Genomic DNA, 24,581 nt, shown 5'->3' on the forward strand with positions numbered 1-24,581 from the left:
CAGACCCAACTCAATGACATCGCCAAATTGCTCAACGGGCGGCCTCGCCAGACGCTCGGCTGGGACTCCCCCGAGGAAGCAATGGCTAAAGAGTTAGAGAAGGCCGGATTAGCTAAACGTTGCACTTGACTCTTGAGACTGCCCACCTTCTAAAATGGCTGGCTCACCCGCTACGGCAGCAATTAGTCAATCTAAAAATTTTGGGGATTCGCAAGGTAAGCAATGGGAAAGAATAGCCGCCTGAAAAAAGAGCGCAGAAATACTGCGGCCAATCCTTACATGGCACAGCAGAAACTGTATGCAGCCAATGGCTTGTTCCGTGACCTGACTACCCCACCTGAACTCAGCAATTCTGTCCTCGCGTTCTGTCAGTCGTTGAGCGATCAGGCTCCGTTCTACATCGCATGCGAACCTGAAGTGTGGAGCCGCCTCGGTTGCTGTGATTCGAACGTGGAAGAGTACATCCGTCAAACTGGGTGCGGAAAAAGCGCTTTTGGTTTTCGTGTCTGGACAAATGGCCCAAATTATATGGAGGCAGAGAGTCATGCCATCTGGCGTGATGGCAATGCCTGTCGTGACGTGTCCTTTTCCAATGAGGGTGAAAATCGCATCTTATTTTTGCCGGTCAGCAGTTCATTCGTCGGCGAATTCGATGATGTGCCAAAGAAGGTGCGAAAGGCGTACGGTAAAGAAAATATCGAGCTATTAAAAGTCTATGAAGATTACGAAGCGCGCTACGTGATCCCGAATCGCCAGCAGATGTCTCGTGCCGAGGCGTGGGATCACATGCTCACATATGAACAATGGGTAAACGGTGAACGCTATACGCCGATAGTGAAGCAGGCAGTTCGGGGCTCGTGACGGCGGCGGGCCATCGACTGGCCTCCTACAAGCGGAGTATTCATGTCCTCGTTTGCACACCTCACAAAAAAGGAGGGAAAGTCCGTCAGATGCAGAAAGAAGAAATCACATCCTTCACCCAGCTTATTCCAGAATGGATATGGAAGACGGGAGTGGCCATCGCTGGTGCGTCACTGATCGCAATTGACTATTTCCTTGGATATGCATACAGCTCAAGCTGGCGTGACTTTTTCCATGTGAGTATCACGACCTATCCGCTTGCACGGGAGGAATACCTCATCTACGGCGCGTTGGCGTTCCTCCACGAGGGGATGACACTGCTGAACTGGTCTACACAGCACAAGTGGCCGCTCGCAGGCATGTTCCTGTACTTTGCTTTCTGGATGGCCGTTTGGTCGATAGCGGAGCGCTTCAAGCCACAAGTCCAGAAATGGGACGAATCGAGAAGCAAGGAATTCAGGCATCCCCATCTTGCAAGGTTCCTAGCCAGGGCGTTGCTGGTTGCAGGCTGCATGGTACTTTTTCTAGCAGGTATTCCAATGCTCAGCGCCGTGTTCGCGCTGCCAGGTGGTCTTGGAGAGCACTCTGGCAGGCTGGCCGCGCAGCAAACCGCCGACACGTTCGAGCGAGGCTGCACAAAGGCCGATCTACCATGCGTCGTACTGAAAAAGGATGGAAAGGAAATTGGCAAAGGATTCAGGATCGCGCAGTCGAAAGACCGCATTGCTCTGTACGCAAACGGAGTGACTACTGACTATCCGCTTGACGGGGTGACGTGGAACACGGTGGATCATCTGTGACCCGATGATATGTGTCAGGTTAGACCACCCTGCGCATGGGCACCTGCACCCGCGAAGGCGCGTTCACATCCCTGCGGCGAGGCGTGCGACATGCAGGGTGAGATACTGGAATACCTCGACCACGTGACTTGTCGGCCCCTTGACTGGTTCGTTCGCATACGGGATCTGGGCAATCGTGTTAAGGGACCACGACGGCGGTGCGATCACCTGTGATGTTGCGGCCAAGGGGGCGATCAAAGAGGACGTTTGCAATTAGAGAGGACTATGGGCTACCACTCAATAAACCCTTCGTCGGGTGGCATGGGAGGCAAGATCAATCTCCTCGGCTGCAAGCATGCTTCGCAACGTTGAACGGCTGCTTTGGAGAAAGATGGCTGTCTCTTGTGGGTCGAACAGGGACCTTCAAAAGTAGCGTCCAGATGCAACAAAGCCGACTGGACGCCGGCTCTGTTGTAAAGGATACGCTTGCACTTTGTGGGTAAAGCATACTTCCATAGGACAAGCCACCATGACCATCACAGATGCACTGGAACAGTTCGGCGGTTTTCATGACTGGTACCTGGATGCGATTGCGACCAGCAAGGAAGGTGGCGCCAATACACCAAACGTACTAACACTCGGGTTGTACGATGAGAGCCGGCGCGCGACCGTTACCTTTCTTGGAGTGACGCGCGCGAGCATCATTGATGGTGGATTGTTGAACATCGTCAATTCGATTGAGGTGTTGAAACCCGGTGATGAGGCATACGCCGCGGCAATCGAGGTACTCAAGAAATCCGCGCATTTTGGAAAGCGCCGTGCCGACCATATCGCATACGTTTTCTCAACAGTTGGCGCTGAGATTGCCGTCGAATTTGAGACGCTCGAAATTGACACTGAATAGCCAATTTGTGAGCACTCGCGGACCAAGACGCCCACTAGCGTTTCGTCTGCAACTGGGGCGTCTCAACCGAAGCTGGTGTCAAGCCGCGATCTTCGCGCGTCCCGGCACGCGCTGGCGCGCGTCGTCGCGGCGATGCACGCACTTGCCGGCCGCATACGTTTCATATACGGCGCGATCGTCACCGAGCAGCGCGAACGCGAACAGCAGCTCCTCGAGCGATTCGCGCCGCGCGGTGCGGCGCGCGAGCAGCGGCGTCGCCTGCGGATCGAGCACGACGAAGTCCGCTTCCGAGCCGTCCCTCAGCGTGCCGATCTTGTCGCCGAGATCGAGCGCTTCGGCCGCGCCGGCGGTCGCGAGATAGAACATGCGCGTCGCCGTCAGATGATGGCCGCCGAGGCGCGCAACCTTGTGCGCTTCGTTCATCGTCTGCAGCATCGAGAACGACGTGCCGCCGCCGACGTCGGTCGCGAGCGCGATCGGCATGCCGGCCGAGTCGGCCTTGTCGAAGTCGAACAGGCCGCTGCCGAGGAACAGGTTCGAGGTCGGGCAGTGCGAGGCGAGCGCGCCGGTTTGCGCCATGCGCTTGCGGTCCTCGTCGTCGAGGTAGATGCAATGGCCGTACACCGCGCGACGGCGCAAGAGCCCATAGTGATCGTAGATGTCGAGATAGCTGCGGTGGCCGGGGAACAGCTCGGCGACCCATTTCACCTCGTCGGTGTTCTCGGCCACGTGGCTCTGAACGAACACGTCCGGATGCAGCCGCGCGAGCGCGCCGCATGCTTCGAGCTGCGCCTCGGTCGAGGTCGGCGCGAAGCGCGGCGTCAGCGCGTACATCTGGCGGCCGCGATCGTGCCAGCGGCCGATCAGCTCGGCGCTGTCGTCGTAGCCCGATTGCGCGGTGTCGCGCAGGAACGCGGGGCAGTGGCGGTCCATCAGCACCTTGCCCGCGACCATGCGCAGATTGCGCGCTTCGCTCTCGGCGAAGAGGGCGTCGGCGGATTCCTTGTGGACCGTGCAGTACACGAGCGCGGTCGTCGTGCCGCAGGCGAGCAGTTCGTCGAGAAAAAAGCTCGCCGTGTCGCGGGCGTGCGCGATGTCGGCGAAGCGGCGCTCGGTTGGGAACGTGTACGTGTCGAGCCACGGCAGCAGACCCGGCGCCGGCGACGCGATCATGTCGGTCTGCGGATAGTGGATGTGGGTATCGATGAAGCCCGGCAGGATCAGCTTGTCGCGCCGCTCCACGACCTGCGTGCCGGGCGCGAGCCGCGACGCGAGCGCCGCATACGCGTCCGCCGCGACGACGCGGCCGTCTTCCACGATCAGGAGACCGTCCTCGTGAAACACCACGGCGTTCGGCGCGTGCGCCGGATCGCCGTTGAAGGTCAGCAGAGGGGCGCGGAATGCCGCTTGCGCCGCCGCTTGCGCGGTATGAGCCGATTCAGTCATGGAAAAGCTGTCTCCGAATGTTGAAAGCTGGGCGGCGCAGGCAGCGGCAGCGGCTTCCCGGTTCGGGTCGTTGCCGTTTGCCCGAACGAAGCGAAGCCGCCGGCCGCCGACGTCGGTCGAGGCCCGTCAGTTGAAATCCGTCGGCGCGCGGCTCAGTGCCGCCACTCAGTGCCGCCAATACGCGTCGAGCTTACCGATCAGCATGGCGCGTTCCTCGGGCGTCACGAACGACGCCTCGAAGCCGTTGCGGATGATCGTGTAGACCTCGGCGTCGTCGAGCTTCAGCGCGTCGATCGTCGCCAGATAGTTCGCGTTCACGTAGCCGCCGAAATAGGCCGGATCGTCGGAATTGACAGTCACCGCGACGCCGCGATCGAGCAGGTCTTTCAGCGTGTGCCTGGTCAGGTCGTCGAACACGCACAGCTTCAGGTTCGACAGCGGGCACACGGTCAGCGCGACGCGCGTATCGGCGAGGCGCGTGACGAGCGCCGGGTCCTCGATGCTGCGCACCCCGTGATCGACGCGGTCGATCTTCAGCACGTCGAGCGCCTCGTAGATGTAGGACGGCGGGCCTTCCTCGCCCGCATGCGCGACGAGCTTCAGACCGAGCGCGCGCGCCTTCGCGAACACGCGCTCGAACTTCGACGGCGGATGGCCGCGTTCCGACGAATCGAGCCCCACGCCGATCAGCCGATGCTCGTACTGCTCGAACAGCGGCAGCGCTTCGTCGAAGGTGGCGAGCGCATCGTCCTCGGACAGATGGCGTAGGAAACACAGGATCAGCTTGCTCGACATGCCGCGCTTCTCCGCGTCGGCGAGCGCGCGTTCGATGCCGGCCACGACGGTCGCGATCCGCACGCCGCGCTCGGTATGGGTCTGCGGGTCGAAAAAGATTTCGCTATGCACGACGTTGTCGGCGAGACAGCGCTCGACGTAGGCCATCGTCATGTCGTAGAAGTCCTGCTCGTGCAGCAGCACGCTCGCGCCCGCGTAGTAGATGTCGAGGAACGATTGCAGGTCGGTGAACGCATAGGCGGCGCGCAAGGCTTCCACCGAGTCGTAGGCGAGCTTCACGCCGTTGCGTTGCGCGAGCGCGAAAATCAGCTCGGGTTCGAGCGAGCCTTCGATGTGGATATGCAGCTCGGCCTTCGGTGCGCGCGCGGTTTTGTCGGCGAGCGTAACGGGGGAAGCAGGGGTAGCGGTTGTCGGGTTCATCGTGGTTTGGAATTGTGTGTTGGGTAACGAGTGGCGCCGGCCGCGTATCAAACCGCCTGCGTCGGGTGGCGCGCACCCGCGTTCGCCTCGACGGCCTGCAACACCTGCGCGGCCGCCGAGATCGCGATGACCTCGGGCGACTTGTCGACGATGCCGTCGACGCCGAGCGGACATTTCATCCGCGTGATCCGCGCCGGATCGATGCCGCGAGCCGCGAGCCGATGCTCGAACTGCTTGCGCTTGGTATGCGAGCCGATCATGCCGAAGAACGCGAAGTCGCCGCGCCGCAGGATGCGTTCGGCCAGTTCGAGATCGCGCGCATGGTTGTGCGTCATCACGACGAAGTACGTGTTCGGCGCGGCCTGATCGATCGCCTCGTCGGGTGCGTCGTTCGCGTCGATCCTCACGTTCGGCGCGTGCAGCGCATCGAGCGACGGAAACTGCGCGTCGCGCTCGTCGACCCAGCGCACCGTGCAAGGCAGTGTCGCCAGCACGCGCACGAGCGCCGCGCCGACGTGACCGGCGCCGAATAGCACGACGGCGAATTCGCCCGGCGCGATGGTTTCGGTCAGGAGCGCGCTGCTGTCGTCGAAACCGGCGCCGTCCCACAGCAGACAGTCGGCGCCGTCGATGCCGGGCTCGGGCTCAGACAGCATCACCGCATCCGGCGCGGGGCCGAATGATACGCTGCGCACCGTCGATTGCCCCGCCGCGAGGCGCTTGGCGAGCGACGTGAGCCAGCCGAGATCGCCGACGTCGAGCCGCTCGAACGCGAGGATCACGGCGCCGCCGCAGCACTGGCCGAGGCTCGGCCCCAGCGCGAAGCGTTCGAGCCGCCGCATGTGGGGCGCGCGCATGCCGTCGCGCAGCACCTGGCGCGCGGTCTCGATCGCCTTCCATTCGAGGTGGCCGCCGCCAATCGTATGCCTGGCCGCCTCGCGCGTGACGATCATCTTCGTGCCGGCTTCGCGCGGCGCCGAACCTTCGACGCGCGCGACCGTCACCAGCACGGCGGCGTCGCCATGCGCGAGCAGATGTTGCAGGTCAGTGAGCCAGGCTTGCATCCGGCGATTCTCCGTGGGGGGCCGCGTGGGGCGTTTCCGCGGCGGGTTGCGTGTTTGTGTCGGTGCCATCGGGGTGCGCGGCGGCTTCGGTCGGATCTGCGGTCTGCGACGCGTTCATCGCATTCAAAGCGTCCAGCGCATCGAGTATCGCCTCGGGCGTCGCCGGCGCGCGCAACGGCGGAGCATGTCGCGCGCCCGGCACTGCGGCCGCGATCGCGTCGCGAATCGCGAGAAACACCGAAAACGGCAGCAGCAACGGCGGCTCGCCGACCGCCTTCGAGCGGAACACGGTCGGCTCGGCGTTGCTGTTGTCGTAGAGCCGAACGTGGAACGCGGCGGGCGTGTCGCTGACCGCGGGAATCTTGTACGTCGACGGCGCGTGCGTCATCAGGCGGCCGTCGCGGCTCCACCATAGCTCTTCAGTGGTGAGCCAGCCCATGCCCTGAATGAAGCCGCCTTCGATCTGGCCGAGATCGATCGCCGGATTGATCGACTGGCCCGCGTCGTGCAGCAAGTCCGCGCGCAGGAGCTTCCACTCGCCGGTCAGCGTATCGACGACGACCTCCGACACCGCCGCACCATACGCGAAGTAATAGAACGGATGACCGGTCAGCGACTTCGCATCCCAATGCACTTTCGGCGTCGCGTAGAAGCCGTCCGACCACAACTGCACGCGCGCGAGATACGCGGCGTTGACGAGCTGTTCGAACGGCAGCGCGCCGCCGTTCACCGACACGCTGCCGCGCGCGAACTGCACGTCGTTGGCGTCGCCACCGAGCTGGCGCGCCGCGAGTTCCGCGAGCCGCGCGCGGATCGTCCGCGCGGCGGCTTCGGCGGCCATGCCGTTCAGGTCGCTGCCGGTCGAGGCCGCGGTGGCCGACGTGTTGGCGATCTTCGAGGTATCGGTCGCGGTCACCCGGACGCGCGCGAACGGCAAGCCGAACTGATTCGCGACCACCTGCGCGACTTTCGTGTTGAGCCCCTGGCCCATCTCGGTGCCGCCGTGATTGACGAGCACGGAGCCGTCCTTGTACACGTGCACGAGCGCGCCGGCCTGATTCAGGAACGGCACGTTGAACGAGATGCCGAACTTGACCGGCGAAAACGCGAGGCCGCGTTTGAGCACGGGACTCTTCGCATTGAATTCGGCGAATGCCGCGCGACGCGCGCGGTAGTCACTCGAATCTAGCAGCGCGTCGGTCAGCGGCGCGATGATGTTGTCTTCGACGCGTTGTCCGTACGGCGTCGTATCGCGTTCGCCGACGCCGTAGTAATTCGCGAGCCGCACGTCGAGCGAATCGAGCCGCAGCTCGCGCGCGATGCCGTCGAGCAGCACCTCCATCACGAGCGCGCCTTGCGGTCCGCCGAAGCCGCGAAACGCGGTGTTCGACTGCGTATTGGTCTTGCAGCACAGCGCGACGATATCGACGTCGGACAGGTAGTACGCGTTGTCGACGTGGCACACCGCGCGCGTCGCGACCGCGCCGGACAGATCCGCGGAATAGCCGGCGCGCAATGCGATTTCGACGCGCACGCCGCTGAGACGCCCGCTGTCGTCGAAGCCCGCTTCGTACTCGTAGACTGCATCGTGGCGCTTGCCGGTGATCAGAAAGTCGTCGTCGCGATCGGCGCGCAGCTTGACCGGGCGACGCAGGCGTTGCGCCGCAAGCGCGGCCACGCACGCGAACAGCGCCGATTGCGATTCCTTGCCGCCGAAGCCGCCGCCCATGCGCCGGCATTCGCAGACGACGTTATGCGCGGGCCAGTCGAGCATGTGCGCGACGACCTGCTGCATCTCGCTCGGATGCTGCGTCGAGCTGTAGACGAGCATGCCGTCCATTTCCTTCGGCACCGCATAGGCGATCTGGCCTTCGAGATAGAACTGCTCCTGGCCGCCGACCTCGAACCTGCCGGCCAGTCGATGCGGCGCGGCGGCGATCTTCGCGTCGGGGTCGCCGCGGCGCAGATGCAGTGGCGGCAGCACGAACTGCTTCGTGGCTTTCGCATCGGCGACGGTGAGGATCGCGTCGAGCGGCTCGTAGCGGATCACGTCGTCGCTTTTCGCGAGCGCGGCGGCGCGACGTGCGAGTTCGTGGCTCTCGGCGATCACCGCGAAGACCGGCTGGCCCAGATAGAGCACTTCGCCGTCGGCGAGGATCGGATCGTCGTGCAGCACCGGGCCGCAATTGTTTTCGCCGGGGATATCGTCGGCGCTCAGCACCGCGATCACGCCGGGCGCGTTTCTCACCGCGTCGAGATCCATCGACACGATGCGCGCATGCGCATGGCGCGACAGGCCGAGCGCCGCGTGCAGCGTGCCGTGCAGCTCGGCGATGTCGTCCGTGTAGGTCGCTTCGCCGCTCACGTGCAGCGCGGCGGATTCGTGCGGCAGCGGTACGCCGATCGACGCGTCCTCGCGTTGATCGGCACGCGCGCCAGCGCGTTCGATAAAGGCATCGGTCCGGTTCATCACGGCGACTCCTTCACGACGATTGCGTTGGCCTCGAACGCGAACGCGTTCACGTCGCAGAGCGCGAGCGGCGCGTCGTCGCGCGTTTCGAGGTAGAAGCGCCACAGCAGATTGCGCGCGACCCTCAGCCGATACGCGCTCGACGCGCGCATGTCGGTGAGCGGCTGATAGTCGGCGGTGAGCGCGTCCATTGCGCGACGGGCCGTCGGTTCGTTCCACGCCGCGCCGTTGAGCGCGGCTTCGGCATGCGCGGCCCGCTTCGGCGTCGCCGCCATGCCGCCGAACGCGACCCGCGCCGCGCGGATCGTGCCATCTTCCGCGACGTGCAGCGCAAACGCCGCGCACACCGCCGAGATGTCCTGGTCGTAACGCTTCGCCACCTTGTAGGTGCGAAACCGCAGCGCGCCGGCCGGGCGAGGCACGCGCAGCGCGCTGACGAATTCGCCTTCCGCGAGCGTGGTCTTCTGATAGCCGAGGTAGAACGCGTCGAGCGGCACGGTGCGGGTCGTGCGATCGCGGCGCAACTCGACGTCGGCGCCGAGCGCGAGCAGTGCCGGCATCGAATCGCCGATCGGCGAGCCGTTCGCGACGTTGCCGCCGAGCGTGCCCGCATTGCGGATCGGCAGCGATGCGAAGCGCGTCCATAGTTCGGCGAGTTCGGGGTAGTCGGCGGTGAGCGCCGCGTACGCGTCTTCGAGCGTGACCGCCGCACCGATGGTCAGCGTTTGCGCGTCGCGCGCGATCGTCTTCAGTTCCGCGACGTTGCCGGTGTACAGCAAGTCGCCGAGATCGCGGAACTGCTTGGTGACCCACAAGCCGACGTCGGTGCTGCCCGCGACGATGCGCGCGTCCGGATGCTGCGCGCGCAGCGTCGCGAACGCGTCGAGCGTGAGCGGGGCGTGGAAGGTGGGCGAGCCGAAGGCGGCGCCGCGGGTGCCTGGCGCGCTGTATTCGAACGTGTCTTCGCGTTGCAGTGTGCGCAGCGTGGCCGCGATCGCGTCGCGATCGAGCGCGACGCGCGGATGCTGCGCGTAGTCGAACATCTTCTGCGCGGCGTCGATGATCGGCCGGTAGCCCGTGCAGCGGCACAGATTGCCGGACAGCGCGGCGTCGATTTCATGGCGGGTCGGCAGGCCGGCGCTGACGGGCTGGTTCTCGTAGAGCGCCCACATCGACATGACGAAGCCGGGTGTGCAGAAGCCGCATTGCGAACCATGACAGTCGACCAACGCCTGCTGCACCGGATGCAGCGCGCCGTTCGCGGCGCGCAGGTCTTCGACGGTGAAGAGGGCGCGGCCGTCGAGTGTCGGCAGGAACTGGATGCAGGCGTTGACAGCCTTCAACGTGAGGTCGCCGCGCGCATCGAGTTCGCCGATCACGACCGTGCATGCGCCGCAGTCGCCTTCCGCGCAGCCTTCCTTGGTGCCGGTGCAGCGCAAGTCCTCGCGCAGGTGCTGCAGCACGGTGCGCGTCGCCGGCACGCCCGCGACCTCGCGGACGGACCCCTGATGGTAGAAGCGGATGGTTTGCGTTGTCATGGCGAATCGGAAGACAGTGCGGACCGGGCGCGCGTTACGCATGGGGTCGCAAAAAGCCGGCCTCGCGCACGTAGATCGCCATCCATACCCGAAGATAGCACTACCCCGGCCCGAAAATATTTCCCGTGTCGCATGAAGCTCATGCGGCGGCGGTCATGATCCGGGTACGATTCGCGCCGAGGCGAGAAGTTGCGTGCGCGGAGCGGGAACCGACAGGAACGGCGCGCGATCGCGGAACGTCGCGCAGAAAAAACGCCGGACTTCGGTGCCCGGCATGGACAACACGAAGTCCGGCGTCATTGGCGATGCGAATCGGTAAGCGCCCTGGCGGCGAGTTCGGCGCTTCAGACGGCGTTCGAAGCTCGCTCGGCCAAGTTGCCCGCCGTCAGGAGACCCGATGGCGATTGCGCACCAGGCTCAGCACCAGCGCGACGAACGCGACGATAAACGCGACGCCCGACCACATCGGCAGCGTCAGCCCGAGAAGCGGTGGATAGGCGGTTTCGCACAGGCCCGCAACCTTGAACACGCTCGGCAGCCAGTGCGCGGGGGGCAGGCTGTCGACCACTGGCTGCAGCGCGTCGAAGCCGCAGCTGAAGCCAGGATTCGCCTGGATGTACACATGGCGCGCCGCGGTCGCGATGCCGGCGAGCGCCGACAGCGCCGCCATCACTTCGAGCAGGCGCACGCCGCGCCAGTGCCTGAAGCGCGCGCCGAGGAACGCGAAGATCGCGATCAGCAGGAAGAAATAACGCTGGATGATGCACAGCGGGCACGGATCTTCGCGCAGGCCAAACTGCAGGTACAACGCACCGCCCACGAGGGCGAGGCAGATCAGGCCGAGCAGAACCAGCAGGGTGCGCTCGCGGCGCAGCATCGCGGAGTCGTTATTCATGGATCTTCGATTGGTCTGGAGACGAAAGGGCGGGTGCCCGCGATTCTAGCGCGAACCCCGGCCGCGCCACTTATTGCCTGAACATTGGCGCGGCGGCGACCGCGCCGGGCGGCCAACCCCGGCGCGCTTTACCGGATCGCTTTCAGCACTGCCTCGGCCGCGCGGCCGATCGCGAGCAACGCGTCGTCGGCGTGCGGTGCGCCCGCCAGCATCAGGCCGACCGGCGCGTCGCCGCGCAGATGGCACGGCAGCGACAGCGCGCAGCTATCGAGGAAGTTGAACGCGCTCGGATTGCGCAGGATCAGCGCATTGGTGCGGCCGAACGCGTCGTCGTCGTTGAGCAGGTCGGCGAGGCGCGGCGGCACGACCGGCACGGTCGGCGCGACGAGCGCGTCGAAACGCTGCCACAGCGTGCGCGCGGCTTCGTCGAGCATCGCGTTGCGCTCGGCGACGAGGTCCAGATAATCGACCGCGCTGGCCGGCTGCCCCTTCATGATGCGCACGAGCACGCGCGGATCGTACTGTTCGCGATGCTTGTCGAGCAGCGGACGATGCCACGCATACGCCTCGATCGACGAAAAGCCGAAGCGGTTGATCTCCGGCAGCCGGTCGAGCGGCGCGAAGCGCACCTCGCTGACGATCGCGCCGGCCGCCTCCAGATGCTTGAGCGCGGTATCGATCGCGCGCGCGACTTCGGGCTCGACGCCGTCGGTCACGAAATTGGTCAGCACGCCGAGGCGCACGCCTTCGAGCGGCCGCGCGGCCGGGATGCGCGGCTCGAGCCCGGCGAGCATCCGGTCGACCAGCGCGCAGCATGCGACCGACACGCCGATCGGCCCGAACGAGTCGAGCGTCGACGACAGCGGCACGCCGCCCTGCTTCGGGATGCGAGCGGCGGTCGGCTTGAAGCCGGTCAGCCCGCACAAGGCGGCCGGGATGCGGATCGAGCCGCCGGTGTCGGTGCCGAGCGCGACCGCGGCCATGCCGTCGGCGACCGACGCGGCCGCGCCCGACGACGAGCCGCCCGAAATCCGCTCGTCGCCCTTCACGCCGCGCCGGTACGGCGACAGCGGATGGCCGTAGTGCGGATTCAGGCCGAGTCCGGAAAACGCGAACTCGCTCATGTTGGTCCGCCCGACGATCACGGCGCCGGCCCGCTTCAGACGTGCGACCGCGACCGCGTCGGCCTTCGCGGCGGGCGCGTCGGCGAGCACGACGGAGCCCGCGCGGGTCGGCTGGCCTTCGATGTCGAACAGGTCCTTGACCGACACGGGAATCCCGGCGAGCGGCGAGAGCACGGTGCCGGCCGCGCGCAGGCGGTCGTGCGCGTCGGCGGCGGCGCGCGCGGCGTCGGTGTCGACGTGCATGAAGACGGCGGCGCCCTGGCCAGCCGGATCGGCGATTCGGTCCAGCGCGGTTTCGACGAGCGCGCGGCTCGTCGTGCGGCCGGCGGCGAGATCGGCGGCAAGCTGGGCAAGCGGCGGGAAGGGGGCGAATTCAGTGGCCATGATGTCGGTAGAAATCCGGTTGAGCGCAGCGCGGGCGCATGAGCGAGGCAGTGCGGAGCCAAAGGGAAAGGTCCGTCCGCATTGTAGAGCAAGGTTTTGCGGCCGAGCGGCCTGCTACTGGCGGCGCGGCGCGGCGCGCGACTTCGCCAAAAAGATGGTCGGTTCGTTTGCTACACTGCGCTTTCTGAGATTACTGTTTGTAAGGAAAGCGCTCATGCACCATGGCATCGGCTTCATCCAGGATCTGGCCGTCGTGATGGCGCTGGCCGGCGTCGTCACCGTGCTGTTCCATCGCCTGAAGCAGCCGGTGGTGCTCGGCTATATCGCGGCCGGCGTGATCATCGGACCGTACACGCCGCCGTTCCAATTGATCCACGACGAACAGACGATCCAGACGCTCGGCGAGCTGGGCGTCGTGTTCCTGATGTTTTCGCTGGGCCTCGAATTCAGCCTGCGCAAGCTGTTCGAGGTCGGCGCGACGGCGATCGTCGCCGCGCTGTCCGAAATCGTGCTGATGCTGTGGATCGGCTACGAGATCGGCAGCGCGTTCGGCTGGACTCCGATGGACTCGCTGTTCCTCGGCGCGATCCTCGCGATCTCGTCGACGACGATCATCGTGAAGGCGCTGTCCGATCTCGGACTCAAACGCGAAAGCTTCGCGCAGCTCGTGTTCGGCATTCTGATCGTCGAGGACATTCTCGGTATCGCGATGCTCGTGCTGCTGACCGGCATCGCGCAGACCGGGCAGCTGTCGGCCGGGCTCGCGGCCGTCACGCTCGGCAAGCTGCTGCTGTTCATGACGGTGTCGCTGCTGGTCGGCGTGCTGCTCGTGCCGCGCGCGCTGAACTACGTCGCGCGCACGGGCAGCGACGAGATGATGCTCGTGTCCGTGCTCGGCTTCTGCTTCGGCTTCTGTCTGCTGGTCGTCAAGCTCGATTACAGCATCGCGCTCGGCGCGTTCCTGATCGGCGCGATCATGGCCGAGTCGCGTCATCTGCATCGGATCGAGCATCTGATCGCGCCGCTGCGCGACGCGTTTTCCGCGATCTTCTTCGTGACGATCGGACTGATGCTGAACCCGGCCGTGATGCTCGACTACGCGTGGCCGATCGCCGTCATCACGCTCGCGGTGATCGTCGGCAAGATCGTGTCGTGCGGGCTCGGCACGTTTCTGTCGGGGCAGGACGCGCGCACCTCGATGCGCGTCGGCATGACCGTGTCGCAGATCGGCGAGTTCTCGTTCATCATCGCGACGCTCGGTCTGACGTTGAAGGTGACGAGCGGGTTTCTGTATCCGATCGCGGTCGCCGTGTCGGCATTGACGACGCTGACGACGCCATATCTGATCCGCGTCGCCGATCCGCTCACGCGCCGCATCGGGCAGGCGATGCCCGCCACGTTGTCCAACGTGTTCGGCATGTACGGGCAATGGCTGCGCAGTTTGGTCACGGCGCGCGGCGAGCCGACGCTCATCAGCATGACGCGGCGGATCGTATTGCAGATCGCGGTGAATCTCGCGCTCGTCGTGGCCATTTTCCTGGCCGTGTCGTATAGCGCGCCGCATAGCGGCCGGCTGCTCGCGCACTGGCTCGACGACGAGCCGCTGCAACGCGTCGTGCAGTGGAGCGTCGCGCTCGTCGTTTCGCTGCCGTTTCTCGTGGCCGTGTATCGCAAGACCAAGTCGCTCGCGCTGCTGCTTGCCGAAGTCGGCTTGCAGCCGACCACCGCGGGACGCTTCACGAGCCCGCTGCGTCACGCGATCGCCGATCTCGTGCCGATCGTGTCGATGATCGGCGTGTTTGTGCTGGTGGCGGCGCTGTCTGGCAGCATCCTGCCGCCGACTGGCCTGCTCGTCGCGGTGCTTGTGTGCGCCGCGCTGCTGCTCGCGCTCGTGTGGCGCTGGTGCGTGAAGATTCATGCGTCGATGCAGATCGCGTTGCGGGAAACCTTCGAAGAGCGGCCGGATCCTTGACTCATCGGGGTCGGTGTAACGCTTCGCAACAATGTGAGCAATTGTGTGCGGGTTTGCGGGGCCTGCAGCACTGACGGATAATCAGGGCATATTCATTCGTTCGCGTGTAAGGCGCCCGTCCGACAGTCATGAGCGAAAACAAACCCGAAAACGCCGGCACGACCGGCAGTCCGCAGCCGGCCTCCCCCGCGCCGAGCAGCGCGCCGGCCGAACCGGCCGCCTCGCTTCCTCCCTCGCATGAAGATGCCATCCGGTCGGCCGCCAAAGACACGAGCCCGACGGCCGAGGAGGCGACCGCGAGGTCGTCGACCGACGATCCGCTCAGCGCATCGTCGGTCACGCCCGAAGATCCGCGCACGGCGCGGCTGCGCGACGCGGCCGAGGCGCGCAGCGCCGCCGCCGAATCGACCGCGCGGCAGGAAGCCAAGGTGCACGAGCGCGAAGCGCAGCGCGCTGGTCCGTACGCCGGCGGCGCGACCATGGTGAAACCCGAGCCGCTCGCGAAACCGACGGTAGCCGCCGGCGAGCCGCGCGCGGCTGGCGGCAGCGCCGCGGACCTCGCCACCGAAGACGAAATCGCCAGCGAGGCAGCCGCCGCACCCGCGGCGCGTGCGCCCGGCTCGCCGCCGCCCGGTTTCGGCGCGGCACCCGATTTCAGCGCCACGAACCCGCCGCCACCCAACGCGCTGCCGCCGTCGCCACCGCGTTATCTGAAGCAGAGCGACTCCGCGTGGAGCGTGTTCGGCCGCATCATCGCGGCGCGCGCGCGGCAGCTGTTCGATCGCGCGGGGCAGCGGATCACGCAGCGCACGCTGCGCATCGGCGTGTCGGCGCGCATCTTCCATCCGGAACCGGGCGCGAAGGGCTTGCGCGGCAAGACGCTGCAGTATCTGGAGGAGTCGGTCGCGCACTGGGTGATGTCGCGCGACGTGCTGGTGTTCATGATCCCGACCGTTGGTCATCAGGGCATGCTGCACCCGAGCAACATCCGCCTGCGCGACTATGCGAAGCATCTCGATGGCCTGCTGCTGCAAGGCGGCGCCGACGTGTCGCCGCAGACGTATGCGGAATCGGCGACCAGCCACGAATGGCCCGGTGACCGCGTGCGCGACATGTACGAGCTCGAACTGCTGCACGAGTTCGTCGAATCGGGCAAGCCGGTGCTCGGCGTGTGCCGCGGCTGTCAGCTGATCAATGTCGCGTTCGGCGGCACGCTATATCAGGACATCGCGACCGAAGTGCCCACCGCGAACGTCCACGTCAACGAAAACTACGATCAGCACCGGCACGGCGTGCATTTTCCGGATGGCTCGACGCTGGTGAACATGTTCCCCGGACGGCGCGACGCGATCGTCAACTCGATTCACCATCAGGCGGTAAAGACGCTGGGCCGCGATCTCAATATCGAGGCGGTGTCGGCGTCGGACGGCATCATCGAGGCCGTGCGCTACCGGCGCGCGCCGTTCGTGATGGGCGTGCAGTGGCACCCGGAGTTTCATCGCGCGGGCGGCCCGGAGCTGCTCGATTGCACGCCGTTGCTCGATACGTTCCTGCGGGTCGCGCGGGAGACGCGGTTTTAAGCAAGGCGGGTTTGCGTTGGCGCGGCGTGCGCGGTCGAGGTTGAGTCCGCGGCGTGGTTGCGCATCGGTCCCGCGCTTTCGCTGTTTTCCGCAGCCCGACGGAGCCATTCCATCCATCTGACGCACTGTCACGTTATGTGGCAGTGCGTTTTCTTCTCTCGAAATAATCAGGAGTGCGAGCTGGGTGGCGTCTTTATTTTGCGACTGTGATTTTGGATGGAGTGGTTCGCTGCGCCAACCGTCTATCTCGATTTCGAGCGTGTCCATACAGTGCCCACGAGCTTCGCGTCGCGATAAATCCGCGCGATAATCCAACGTCATTCTCGATCGGCGTGGAGCAGGCATATGAAGTACTCCTTGGTTATCCGGCGCGCTATGTTGCTCGCCGGTGTCTATGCGTTGTGGCATACGGGTGTTGCGGTGGCACAGCAGGACAGCGTGAGCGCGCCGCTGGCGGGCACGCGGCCGGCTCCAGGGGAGTTGGCGCCGCGAGAGGCTGGCCCCCAGTCCGTCGCTGAGCCCGAGGTGTCCGCGAATACGCCCGCCGCCGCGCGCGGCGACGTCGCCGATTTGATCCAGTTGATCCAGGACGCGAACCTCGGCGAACTGCGCACGACCTACAACGGCAGCTATGGTGCGAGCCTGTTCTTCCATCCGCCGCGGATGACGTACTACGTCGCGTTGTTTCAGAACAAGCATTTCTGGCGCGTGATCAGGAGCGATTCGGCAGAGCGCGCGGAAGCGATCTACGCCGGTTTCGCGCAGCAGACGCAGCAACTCGCGGACGTCGAGATTCATCGCACGCGGTTGCAGGCGCAGAATGCGTATCTGCAGGGCAGCATCGCGATATCGCAGCAGCAGGCGCAACGGCTGCAGACCGATCTCGACGTCGCCCGCACGCAGCAGGCGAAGGTCGACGACCGGCAGCGGCAGACGCGCGACGAGGCGCTCGCGCTGCGCGCGGAGCGCGACAACGCGCAGGCGCAATTGCGTCAGCTTCAGAGCGCGGTCACGCGCTTGCAGCAGCAGACGGAAGCGGGTTTGCCTGCGTCGAAGTAACGGCGGCGCTCATTGCGCGAATTGTTCCGGGATTTCGGTGACGCGACGCTGCGATATGTGGTTCATCCACTCCGTGCTATTTACCGGCAGATTGTTCGACACGGTGGAGCGCGGCAGCGGCGCGACGTCGCGCAAAGACATCATGGCGAACGTCGTTACATCAGCGTATCCGTCTTCGCCGAACCGGGTACGAACGCGCGCTTCATGCGATGGGTCATTCGCGGCAGGGCGATTTACCGGAAGCGGATGCGTTTGCACGCGAAGCGCACGACGCGGAGGCGACGAGCGAATCGCGTCACGCGGGGTGGGCGCATGTCGCGTGGCGGTGCCCTGAGGCAAAGCCACGATGCGCGCGGGTGCGGCGGCGGCCACGTCGACAGGTAATGGCGGAAGGACAGGAGCCGGTGTGACGGCCTCCGCAATCACCGGTGCCTCGGGACTCGCAACCAGATGCTGCGCACGACGCTTTTCTACCGGCGCCGGCGCATCGCGACGGGGCATCAGAGCTTGCGCCGATTTCAGCATGTCGGAGGCCATATGCCGCGGCGCCAGAGGCTGATCGACGATCCACCACGCCAGTACCGCGACGCAGCCGATTACGCCGGCACTCGCCGCGACCGTTCGCCGATGCCGCACAGTGCGCCGCTGCGCGATTCGCGGCGAGCGGGCCTTGAGCGCGATTCGCATTGGACCCTGAGGCACCTTCCGTTGCATAGCGGGATGCGCCGCCGTCGCGGTATTCGACGGTTCCCCGGCAGGCTGCGTGGCGTTCGCGACGGGCGTCTCTGCCGGCCGCTTCATGTCGGTCAGCACGCCGGTCAGCACGCCGTCGATCGACACCCACTGCCCATACGACAGCAACTGCTGTTCTCTGACGCACACGGTGCACAGCAGCGCGGCATACAGCGAATCGAGCCCGGTTCGCCAGGACAGCAACGCCCAGTCGCGGCCGAACGGTTCGGGCAGGTGGTCGAGCGTACGGAGAGGGGGAAGCGCGAATGCGCCTTCAATCAGGATGAGCGGCGTGCTGGTCATCGGTTTCTTCCGGTGTCTCGGACAGTCACACCGGTGCGGCAGTGACGGAATCTGTAGGGGGCCGATGAAGCCATCGGCAACAGAAAATCATGCCTCGAAACTACGTCGTCCACCGTTCAGATGACTCCGAAAACAGGAACACCGCCGGCGCGCCGTCCCCGCGACGCCATGCGCTTCACACACACTCAACCGCGGCGTTCAAGCCTTCAACCGGTACACGTAGCGCAACGCGGTGATATCCACGCCGCCCATCTGATCGGGCTCCGCGCCGACCAACTGCCAGCCGTGTCGCTCGTAAAAGCCGATCGCCGCCGTATTGCCCTCGAGCACGTACAGATACAGCTGTGCCTCGCCTTGCGCGCGCGTCCAGTCTACGGCTGCGTGCATCAATGTTTTGCCGACGCCGATGCCCTGATAACCGGGCAGCGCATGCAGGTTGTCGAGCAGCACGCCCCACGCGGACTCGGGCTGGCGCTCGACACACACGAAGCCGGCCGGCTCGCCGGCCAACTCGGCGATCAGCACGATGCGGCGCTCGCCGCCCGGCGCGCCGAGACGTGCTTCCCAATAGGCGGCGCGTTCGCGCGTGACTTCGCCGTCGAGGAACGCGTCGGGCAACAGACCGCGATAGGTCGCCTGCCAACTGGCGCTGTGGATCGACGCAATCAGCGCGGCGTCCTCGAGCGTGGCGGGGCGCAGGGAAAGAGCAGGGGTGGTTCGCATCGGAGTAATCGACTGAATGGCCTCGCGCGGACAGTCTGCGACCGCCCGCGGGTGTCGCGCGTAAGCAAACTGTATGCGTTTCGCGTCGACCCTATCAGCAGTAACATTACGTGGCATCAGCCCGGCATCGAGCTCAGCGTTTACCCTCATATCGAATGAGCGCCGTGAGCAGCAAAATGCGGCGCCCCCGGGCGCACTTGCTTATACCTGTGCGTCCGCCTGCGGCATCCGCTTGCCAAACGCAGTGGATCGTTCCAACTGCCCGCTCGTCACCGTCCGCGTCGATCCGTCCGACAGGGCGACGGGCTTATCCGAGAGTGTCATGTCTACAGCGACCCACGCCGCTTCCACCACCCAAGAATCCAAGGTCAAGACAGTGTTCCGCGTTGTCAGCGGCAACTTTCTTGAAATGTACGACTTCATGGTCTATGGCTACTACGCTTCCGCGATCGCCAAGACCTACTTTCCTGGCGGCAGCGATTTCGCATCGCTGATGCTGTCGCTGTCCGTGTTCGGCGCGGGCTTCCTGATGCGTCCGCTCGGCGCGATCGTGCTCGGCGCCTACATCGACCATCACGGCCGTCGCAAAGGCCTGATCCTCACACTGAGCCTGATGGCGCTCGGCACGCTGACGGTCGCGACGATACCGGGCTACGCGACCATCGGGCTCGTGGCGCCCGTGCTGGTGCTGCTCGGCCGGCTGCTGCAAGGCTTCTCCGCCGGCGCTGAGCTCGGCGGCGTGTCGGTGTATCTGTCGGAGATCGCGACGAAGGGCAACAAGGGCTTCTATTGCTCGTGGCAATCGGGCAGCCAGCAGGTCGCGGTGGTATTCGCCGCGCTGATCGGCGTGGGGCTCAACAAGATTCTGCCCGCCGACCAGATGTTCGCGTGGGGCTGGCGCGTGCCGTTCCTGATCGGCTGTCTGATCGTGCCGTTCCTGTTCATCATCCGCCGCTCGCTGCAGGAAACCGAGGAGTTCACGGCGCGCAAGCATCGTCCGAGCGTGGGCGAGATCCTGAAGTCGATGCTCGCGAACTACCCGATCGTGCTGGGCGGCATGGGCATGGTCGTCATGACGACCGTGTCGTTCTACATGATCACCGCTTACACGCCGACCTTCGGCAGGGAAGTGCTGAAGCTGTCGGCGATCGACGCGCTCGTCGTCACCGTCTGCGTCGGTATCTCGAATCTGATCTGGCTGCCGTTGTCCGGCGCGTTGTCGGACCGCGTCGGCCGCCGTCCGGTGCTGCTCGCGTTCACGATCCTGACGATCCTCACCGCGTATCCGGCGCTGCAATGGCTCGTCGCCGAACCGTCGTTCGCGCGTCTGCTCGCCGTGCAGCTGTGGTTGTCGTTCCTGTACGGCTGCTACAACGGCGCGATGGTCGTCGCGCTGACCGAAGTGATGCCGGTCGAAGTGCGAACCGCTGGCTTCTCGCTCGCGTACAGTCTCGCGACGACGATCGGCGGCTTCACGCCGGCCATCGCCACGCTGCTGATCCACGTGACCAGCAACAAGGCGGCGCCGGGCCTGGTCCTCGGCGTGGCGGCAATCTGCGGTCTGCTCGCGACGCTGTTCCTGTATCGCACGCCGGAGTCACGCAATCAGTATCGGGCGGCCTGACGGTTCACTTCGTGTTCTGAAAACAAAAGACCCCGCGAAAGCGGGGTTTTTTGTTTGCGGCGCGTGGTCTGTGGCTACCCGTGCCGCAATTCGTTAGCGACCACCTCGACGACTTCATCCCACGCGCCCGGCCGCGGCTGACGCACGAGCGTCGCGCCGGGATACCACGGGCTGCGCGTGTCGCCGTCGAACCAGCGCCAGTCGGCGGCGCACGGCAGCATCAGCCACAGCGGCTTGCGCAGCGCGCCCGCGAGGTGCGCGATCGACGTGTCGATCGACACCACCGCGTCGAGCCGCTCGACGATCGCCGCGGTATCCGCGAAGTCGCCGATGCGGTGGTCGAAGCGATGGATCGCGGCCGCGCGCGGATGCGCGTCGAGCGCCGCGCGGTCGTCCTCGGACAGATCGGGCTGCAACACGATCCAGTCGATGCCATTCAGTGCGAACAGCGGCTCCAGCGCGGCGAGCGGCATCGTGCGGGTTTCGTTGCGCTGGATGCGCCCCGACCATGCGAGCCCGATCTTGCGCTTCGCCTGACCGCCGAGCGAGCCGCGCCATTTGCGGCCATAGGCCGGCGGCACGCTCAGATAGGGCGTGCGCGCGTCAATCGTGTCGTAGCGCGTGCCGAGCGCTAGCGGCAGGCTCAAGAGCGGAATCTGCAGATCGGCGGCGGGGCGCGGCTGGCCCTGCGCGATCAGCGAGACGCGCCACGTCTTCGCGACGGGCGCGAAGAGCGGCACCAACTGCGGCTGCACTTCGAGCACGACGCGCGCGGCGCGTTGCGCTGCGAGCGGTACGAAGCGCACGAACTGCAGCGTGTCGCCGAAACCCTGTTCGGCATGGATCAGCAGCGTGTATTTTTCGATCGACTCGCCGTGCCAGCGCGGCAACGTCTGGATCACCGGTTGCGCGACGGTTTGCAAGCGCCATTCGTATTCGGGCAGCCCGCGCTCGAAGTCGCGCATCGCGAGCCACGCGAGCGCGCGGTTCATATGCGCGGACGCGAGATCCGGGCGCAGCCGCAACGCCTGATCGAGCGCGCGCACCGCGGCCGCGTGCGCGCCGAGCGCCTGGTGCGCGGTGCCGAGCGCAAGCCACGCGAGCGCGAATTGCGGATCGAGCCCGACCGCGCGCTCCAGATACGGCAGCGCCTGTTCGGCACGGCCGAGCGCCGCGAGCGCGTTGCCCATGCCATAGATCGCGGGCGGCAGGTTCGGCTGCAGACGCAGCGCCGCTTCAAATGACGCGACTGCCCGCGCATGGCGGCCGGTCGCATCGAACGTATTCGCGAGATTGAAGTGCGCAGCGACGAAGCGCGGCTCGGCGGCGAGCGCGGCCTCGAAGCAGGGCACCGCCTCGTTCGGTCGATCGAGCGCGTTCAGCGACATGCCCATGTTGTTCAGCGCGCCCGCGTGACCGGGGCGCAGCTCGAGCGCGCGCCGGAACGACGCGATCGCGTCCGCGTGACGGCCGAGCGCGTGCAGCGCGTTGCCGAGATTGTTGTGCGACGACGCGTCGTTCGGCTGCAGGCGCAGCGAACGTTCGAACGCATCGGCGGCGTCTTCGTGACGGCCTTGCGACGCGTACGCGTTGCCGAGGTTGTAGTGCGCCATCGGGAAGGTCGGCGCGAGCGTCAGCGCGTTGCGGAACTGCTCGATCGCGGCGTCGATCTGGCCGAGCGCCTTCAGCGCATTGCCGAGGTTCAGCTGCAGCGCCGCGTCTTCGGGGCGCAGATCGACCGCGCGCCGCACCAGCGCCGCGGCTTCGGCGTGCTGGCCCTGCTGGTGGCGCAGCACGCCGAGCAGATGCAGCGCGTCGACGTGGCTGGGGTCGTGGTCGAGCGTGGCGCGGTAGCCGCGTTCGGCGTCGTCGAGGCGGCCGTCACGATGCGCCGCGAACGCGCGGTCAAATACAGGTTGCATGACGGGGAGGGCATTTGGATCAATCAGACTGAGCGCGCATTTTCCCATACTTGCGCAAGCGGCCTGGATTTGCGCGGAGCGTGAGTTCATGGGCAACGACGGATGGACCCCCCGCGCGACCCGTCTTGCCGACGCGCGATTGATGCAGCGCACCCGTATGCGCAAGAGCGGCGGCGTACACTAGAACGCATTGTTGCCTCCGGAGTTCCGCATGGACGCTGCCGCCTACGACGCGTCGCCGGTGCTGATCGTCGGGGCCGGTCCCACCGGACTTGCCGCAGCGATGAGTCTCGCGCGCGCCCACGTCCCCGTGCGCCTGATCGACAAGGCGCCGCAGCCGAACCCTTACTCGCGCGCGATCGGCATTCAGGCACGCACGCTCGAACTGCTCGAGCAGCATCGGCTGGTCGAACCGTTTCTCGAGCTCGGCCATCGCGCGCGCGTGGCGAATCTGTTTTCGAACGGCATGCGGCTCGCGCAGCTCGATTTCGACCCGTTGCACACGCGCTATCCCTATCTGCTGTTTCTCGACCAGTCGGTGACCGAGCGGCTCCTGACCGAGCATCTAGCGACGCTCGGCGTGAAGGTCGAGCGCGGCGTCGAGCTCGTGGCGTTCATGCAAGGCTCCGCGAGCGTTCAGGCGACCTTGCGCCGCGCGGACGGCCGCACGGAAGCCATGCGCCCGTCATATCTGATCGCGGCCGATGGCGCGCACAGTTCGATTCGCCATCGCCTCGACCTGAACTTCGAGGGCAAGACCTTCGACCAGACCTTTCTGCTCGCCGACCTGCATGCCGAAACCGACTGGCCCGACGACGAGTTCCATATCTTCGCGTCGGGCGAGGGTCTCGTCGGGCTGTTTCCGATGGGCCACGGCCGCCATCGTCTGATCGCCGATCATGCGGTCGAGCCGTCGGACAGCGCCGCGCCGCCGGCCCCCGCGGTGCTCGGCGAGCCGCCGCTGGAGCGGGCGCCGGCGCCGTCGCTCGAACAATGCAAGGCGCTGATCGCGCGACGCGTGCGCGAGCGCGTCGACGTGTCGGATCTGGCGTGGTCGGCGTACTTCCACGTGAACAGCCGGATGGTCGACCGGCTGCGCGTGGGCCGCATCTTCCTCGCCGGCGATGCCGCGCACGTACACAGCCCCGCGGCCGCACAAGGCATGAACACCGGCATCCAGGAAGCGCTCAATCTCGGCTGGAAGCTCGCGCGCGTGATCGGCGGCGCGGCGCCGGATCGCCTGCTCGACACGTATCACGCCGAGCGACATCCGATCGAGCGCGAGGTGCTGCGGCAGACCGGTTTCATCACGCAGATGGCCGAGGCCGATCACGGACCGATGAAGCTGCTGCGCGAGCGCGTGATGCCGGTGCTGGCCACGCTCGGTCCGCTGCGCGATGCCGCACGCGCGACGATCAGCGAGCTGTCGATCCAGTACCGGCGCAGTCCGCTGACGCTCGAACGCGTGCTCGACGGCGGCCCGCGCGCGGGCGAGCGCGCACCCGATGCGCTCGTGCACGTCGTCGACGGTCCGCTGGGACGCGCGCCGGGCGTCGGCTGCATTTTCGATCTGCACGATCCGGCGTTCTTCTCGCTGTTTCTGCTGTTGCCGCCGCTGCCCGTCGATGGCACGCCGCTCGATCCCGCCGCGAAACATGCACCGCCGCCGGACCCCGAAGTAGAAAAGCTCGCCGCCGAGGTCGAGCGGCTGCTGCCGAACGCGGTGCGGATCTGGCGCATCACCGATACGAGCGGCGACGGCGGCCCGGCGTTGTCCGAATCGTATGGGCGCACGCGGCCGTCGTTTTATCTGGTGCGGCCCGACGGCTACATCAGCGCGCGCGGACGCACCGGCTCGGACCTGCACGGTCTCGTACGGCACTGCGAAGCGTGGTTTACGGTTGGGGGAGAGATATCGGAACAGGCGACGTTGTGATTGGCGCCGCCCGTTGCGTGGCATGGGCACGCACGCGGCAGCGGATCGCG

General features: G+C 65.9%; 18 protein-coding genes. 8 read left to right on the forward strand and 10 right to left on the reverse strand.

Annotated features, from left to right (window positions below; translation table 11 throughout):
• Positions 1-222: 222 nt before the first annotated feature.
• From HDG34_RS16380 to HDG34_RS16390, 3 genes are all read left to right on the forward strand, one after another.
• Positions 223-861, forward strand: a complete 639-nt coding sequence (locus tag HDG34_RS16380; RefSeq protein ID WP_184061307.1) for a hypothetical protein — start codon at positions 223-225, stop codon at positions 859-861.
• An 89-nt stretch (positions 862-950) separates the two neighbouring features.
• Positions 951-1,661, forward strand: coding sequence for a hypothetical protein (locus HDG34_RS16385; protein WP_184061308.1), 711 nt, complete (start codon positions 951-953; stop codon positions 1,659-1,661).
• A gap of 508 nt (positions 1,662-2,169) precedes the next feature.
• Positions 2,170-2,544, forward strand: a complete 375-nt coding sequence (locus HDG34_RS16390; protein ID WP_184061309.1) for a hypothetical protein — start codon at positions 2,170-2,172, stop codon at positions 2,542-2,544.
• 78 nt (positions 2,545-2,622) lie between these two features.
• On the opposite strand, the gene guaD is transcribed toward HDG34_RS16390, so the two are convergent.
• From guaD to HDG34_RS16425, 7 genes are all read right to left on the reverse strand, one after another.
• A complete protein-coding gene (gene guaD, locus HDG34_RS16395; RefSeq protein WP_184061310.1) occupies positions 2,623-3,990 on the reverse strand; it encodes a guanine deaminase in 1,368 nt (455 codons plus the stop codon).
• 165 nt (positions 3,991-4,155) lie between these two features.
• Complete coding sequence (locus HDG34_RS16400; RefSeq protein ID WP_184061311.1) at positions 4,156-5,205, reverse strand: adenosine deaminase; 1,050 nt, start codon at positions 5,203-5,205, stop codon at positions 4,156-4,158.
• Between the two features lie 47 nt (positions 5,206-5,252).
• Positions 5,253-6,269, reverse strand: coding sequence for a xanthine dehydrogenase accessory protein XdhC (gene xdhC, locus HDG34_RS16405; RefSeq protein ID WP_184061312.1), 1,017 nt, complete (start codon positions 6,267-6,269; stop codon positions 5,253-5,255).
• Positions 6,250-8,739 (reverse strand): xanthine dehydrogenase molybdopterin binding subunit, encoded by a 2,490-nt coding sequence (gene xdhB / locus HDG34_RS16410; RefSeq protein ID WP_184061313.1) that lies wholly within the window; start codon positions 8,737-8,739, stop codon positions 6,250-6,252. The genes xdhC and xdhB overlap by 20 nt, the downstream gene beginning before the upstream one ends.
• Complete coding sequence (gene xdhA / locus HDG34_RS16415; protein ID WP_184061314.1) at positions 8,739-10,277, reverse strand: xanthine dehydrogenase small subunit; 1,539 nt, start codon at positions 10,275-10,277, stop codon at positions 8,739-8,741. The genes xdhB and xdhA overlap by 1 nt, the downstream gene beginning before the upstream one ends.
• A gap of 385 nt (positions 10,278-10,662) precedes the next feature.
• Positions 10,663-11,172 (reverse strand): disulfide bond formation protein B, encoded by a 510-nt coding sequence (locus tag HDG34_RS16420; RefSeq protein ID WP_184061315.1) that lies wholly within the window; start codon positions 11,170-11,172, stop codon positions 10,663-10,665.
• A 128-nt stretch (positions 11,173-11,300) separates the two neighbouring features.
• Positions 11,301-12,680, reverse strand: coding sequence for an amidase (locus HDG34_RS16425; protein WP_184061316.1), 1,380 nt, complete (start codon positions 12,678-12,680; stop codon positions 11,301-11,303).
• 214 nt (positions 12,681-12,894) lie between these two features.
• Here HDG34_RS16425 and HDG34_RS16430 point away from each other — a divergent pair, with 214 nt between their 5' ends.
• The 3 genes from HDG34_RS16430 to HDG34_RS16440 all read left to right on the forward strand — a co-directional run bounded on the left by HDG34_RS16430 (position 12,895) and on the right by HDG34_RS16440 (position 17,291).
• Entirely contained in the window at positions 12,895-14,652 is a 1,758-nt protein-coding gene (locus HDG34_RS16430; RefSeq protein ID WP_184061317.1) for a cation:proton antiporter, read from the forward strand.
• Between the two features lie 128 nt (positions 14,653-14,780).
• Positions 14,781-16,232, forward strand: coding sequence for a gamma-glutamyl-gamma-aminobutyrate hydrolase family protein (locus HDG34_RS16435; RefSeq protein WP_184061318.1), 1,452 nt, complete (start codon positions 14,781-14,783; stop codon positions 16,230-16,232).
• Positions 16,233-16,577: 345 nt separating this feature from the next.
• Entirely contained in the window at positions 16,578-17,291 is a 714-nt protein-coding gene (locus HDG34_RS16440) for a DUF2968 domain-containing protein (protein WP_184061319.1), read from the forward strand.
• A 9-nt stretch (positions 17,292-17,300) separates the two neighbouring features.
• Here the strand turns inward: HDG34_RS16440 and HDG34_RS16445 are convergent, their stop codons facing one another.
• Positions 17,301-18,326: a hypothetical protein gene (locus HDG34_RS16445; protein WP_184061320.1), complete on the reverse strand. Its 1,026-nt coding sequence runs from the start codon at positions 18,324-18,326 to the stop codon at positions 17,301-17,303.
• 198 nt (positions 18,327-18,524) lie between these two features.
• On the reverse strand, positions 18,525-19,049 hold the full coding sequence (locus tag HDG34_RS16450; protein ID WP_018421404.1) for a GNAT family N-acetyltransferase: 525 nt from the start codon (positions 19,047-19,049) through the stop codon (positions 18,525-18,527).
• Positions 19,050-19,371: 322 nt separating this feature from the next.
• Between HDG34_RS16450 and HDG34_RS16455 the strand changes: the two genes are divergently transcribed.
• On the forward strand, positions 19,372-20,673 hold the full coding sequence (locus tag HDG34_RS16455) for an MFS transporter (RefSeq protein ID WP_184061321.1): 1,302 nt from the start codon (positions 19,372-19,374) through the stop codon (positions 20,671-20,673).
• 74 nt (positions 20,674-20,747) lie between these two features.
• Here HDG34_RS16455 and HDG34_RS16460 read toward each other — a convergent pair whose 3' ends face one another.
• Positions 20,748-22,595, reverse strand: a complete 1,848-nt coding sequence (locus HDG34_RS16460; protein WP_184061322.1) for a tetratricopeptide repeat protein — start codon at positions 22,593-22,595, stop codon at positions 20,748-20,750.
• A 211-nt stretch (positions 22,596-22,806) separates the two neighbouring features.
• Here HDG34_RS16460 and HDG34_RS16465 point away from each other — a divergent pair, with 211 nt between their 5' ends.
• On the forward strand, positions 22,807-24,531 hold the full coding sequence (locus HDG34_RS16465; RefSeq protein WP_184061323.1) for an FAD-dependent monooxygenase: 1,725 nt from the start codon (positions 22,807-22,809) through the stop codon (positions 24,529-24,531).
• Positions 24,532-24,581: the final 50 nt, after the last annotated feature.

Source organism: Paraburkholderia sp. HC6.4b (assembly GCF_014200875.1).
Taxonomy (GTDB): domain Bacteria; phylum Pseudomonadota; class Gammaproteobacteria; order Burkholderiales; family Burkholderiaceae; genus Paraburkholderia; species Paraburkholderia tuberum.

Excerpts from the sequence above, each read along its gene's own strand:
- HDG34_RS16440 (WP_184061319.1), top strand. The coding sequence starts at position 16,578 with ATGAAGTACTCCTTGGTTATCCGGCGCGCTATGTTGCTCGCCGGTGTC.
- HDG34_RS16450 (WP_018421404.1), bottom strand. The coding sequence starts at position 19,049 with ATGCGAACCACCCCTGCTCTTTCCCTGCGCCCCGCCACGCTCGAGGAC.
- HDG34_RS16465 (WP_184061323.1), top strand. The coding sequence starts at position 22,807 with ATGGACGCTGCCGCCTACGACGCGTCGCCGGTGCTGATCGTCGGGGCC.
- HDG34_RS16380 (WP_184061307.1), top strand. The coding sequence starts at position 223 with ATGGGAAAGAATAGCCGCCTGAAAAAAGAGCGCAGAAATACTGCGGCC.
- HDG34_RS16460 (WP_184061322.1), bottom strand. The coding sequence starts at position 22,595 with ATGCAACCTGTATTTGACCGCGCGTTCGCGGCGCATCGTGACGGCCGC.
- HDG34_RS16435 (WP_184061318.1), top strand. The coding sequence starts at position 14,781 with ATGAGCGAAAACAAACCCGAAAACGCCGGCACGACCGGCAGTCCGCAG.
- xdhA (WP_184061314.1), bottom strand. The coding sequence starts at position 10,277 with ATGACAACGCAAACCATCCGCTTCTACCATCAGGGGTCCGTCCGCGAG.
- HDG34_RS16445 (WP_184061320.1), bottom strand. The coding sequence starts at position 18,326 with ATGACCAGCACGCCGCTCATCCTGATTGAAGGCGCATTCGCGCTTCCC.
- HDG34_RS16420 (WP_184061315.1), bottom strand. The coding sequence starts at position 11,172 with ATGAATAACGACTCCGCGATGCTGCGCCGCGAGCGCACCCTGCTGGTT.
- xdhB (WP_184061313.1), bottom strand. The coding sequence starts at position 8,739 with ATGAACCGGACCGATGCCTTTATCGAACGCGCTGGCGCGCGTGCCGAT.
- HDG34_RS16455 (WP_184061321.1), top strand. The coding sequence starts at position 19,372 with ATGTCTACAGCGACCCACGCCGCTTCCACCACCCAAGAATCCAAGGTC.
- HDG34_RS16390 (WP_184061309.1), top strand. The coding sequence starts at position 2,170 with ATGACCATCACAGATGCACTGGAACAGTTCGGCGGTTTTCATGACTGG.
- HDG34_RS16400 (WP_184061311.1), bottom strand. The coding sequence starts at position 5,205 with ATGAACCCGACAACCGCTACCCCTGCTTCCCCCGTTACGCTCGCCGAC.
- xdhC (WP_184061312.1), bottom strand. The coding sequence starts at position 6,269 with ATGCAAGCCTGGCTCACTGACCTGCAACATCTGCTCGCGCATGGCGAC.
- HDG34_RS16425 (WP_184061316.1), bottom strand. The coding sequence starts at position 12,680 with ATGGCCACTGAATTCGCCCCCTTCCCGCCGCTTGCCCAGCTTGCCGCC.
- HDG34_RS16430 (WP_184061317.1), top strand. The coding sequence starts at position 12,895 with ATGCACCATGGCATCGGCTTCATCCAGGATCTGGCCGTCGTGATGGCG.
- HDG34_RS16385 (WP_184061308.1), top strand. The coding sequence starts at position 951 with ATGCAGAAAGAAGAAATCACATCCTTCACCCAGCTTATTCCAGAATGG.
- guaD (WP_184061310.1), bottom strand. The coding sequence starts at position 3,990 with ATGACTGAATCGGCTCATACCGCGCAAGCGGCGGCGCAAGCGGCATTC.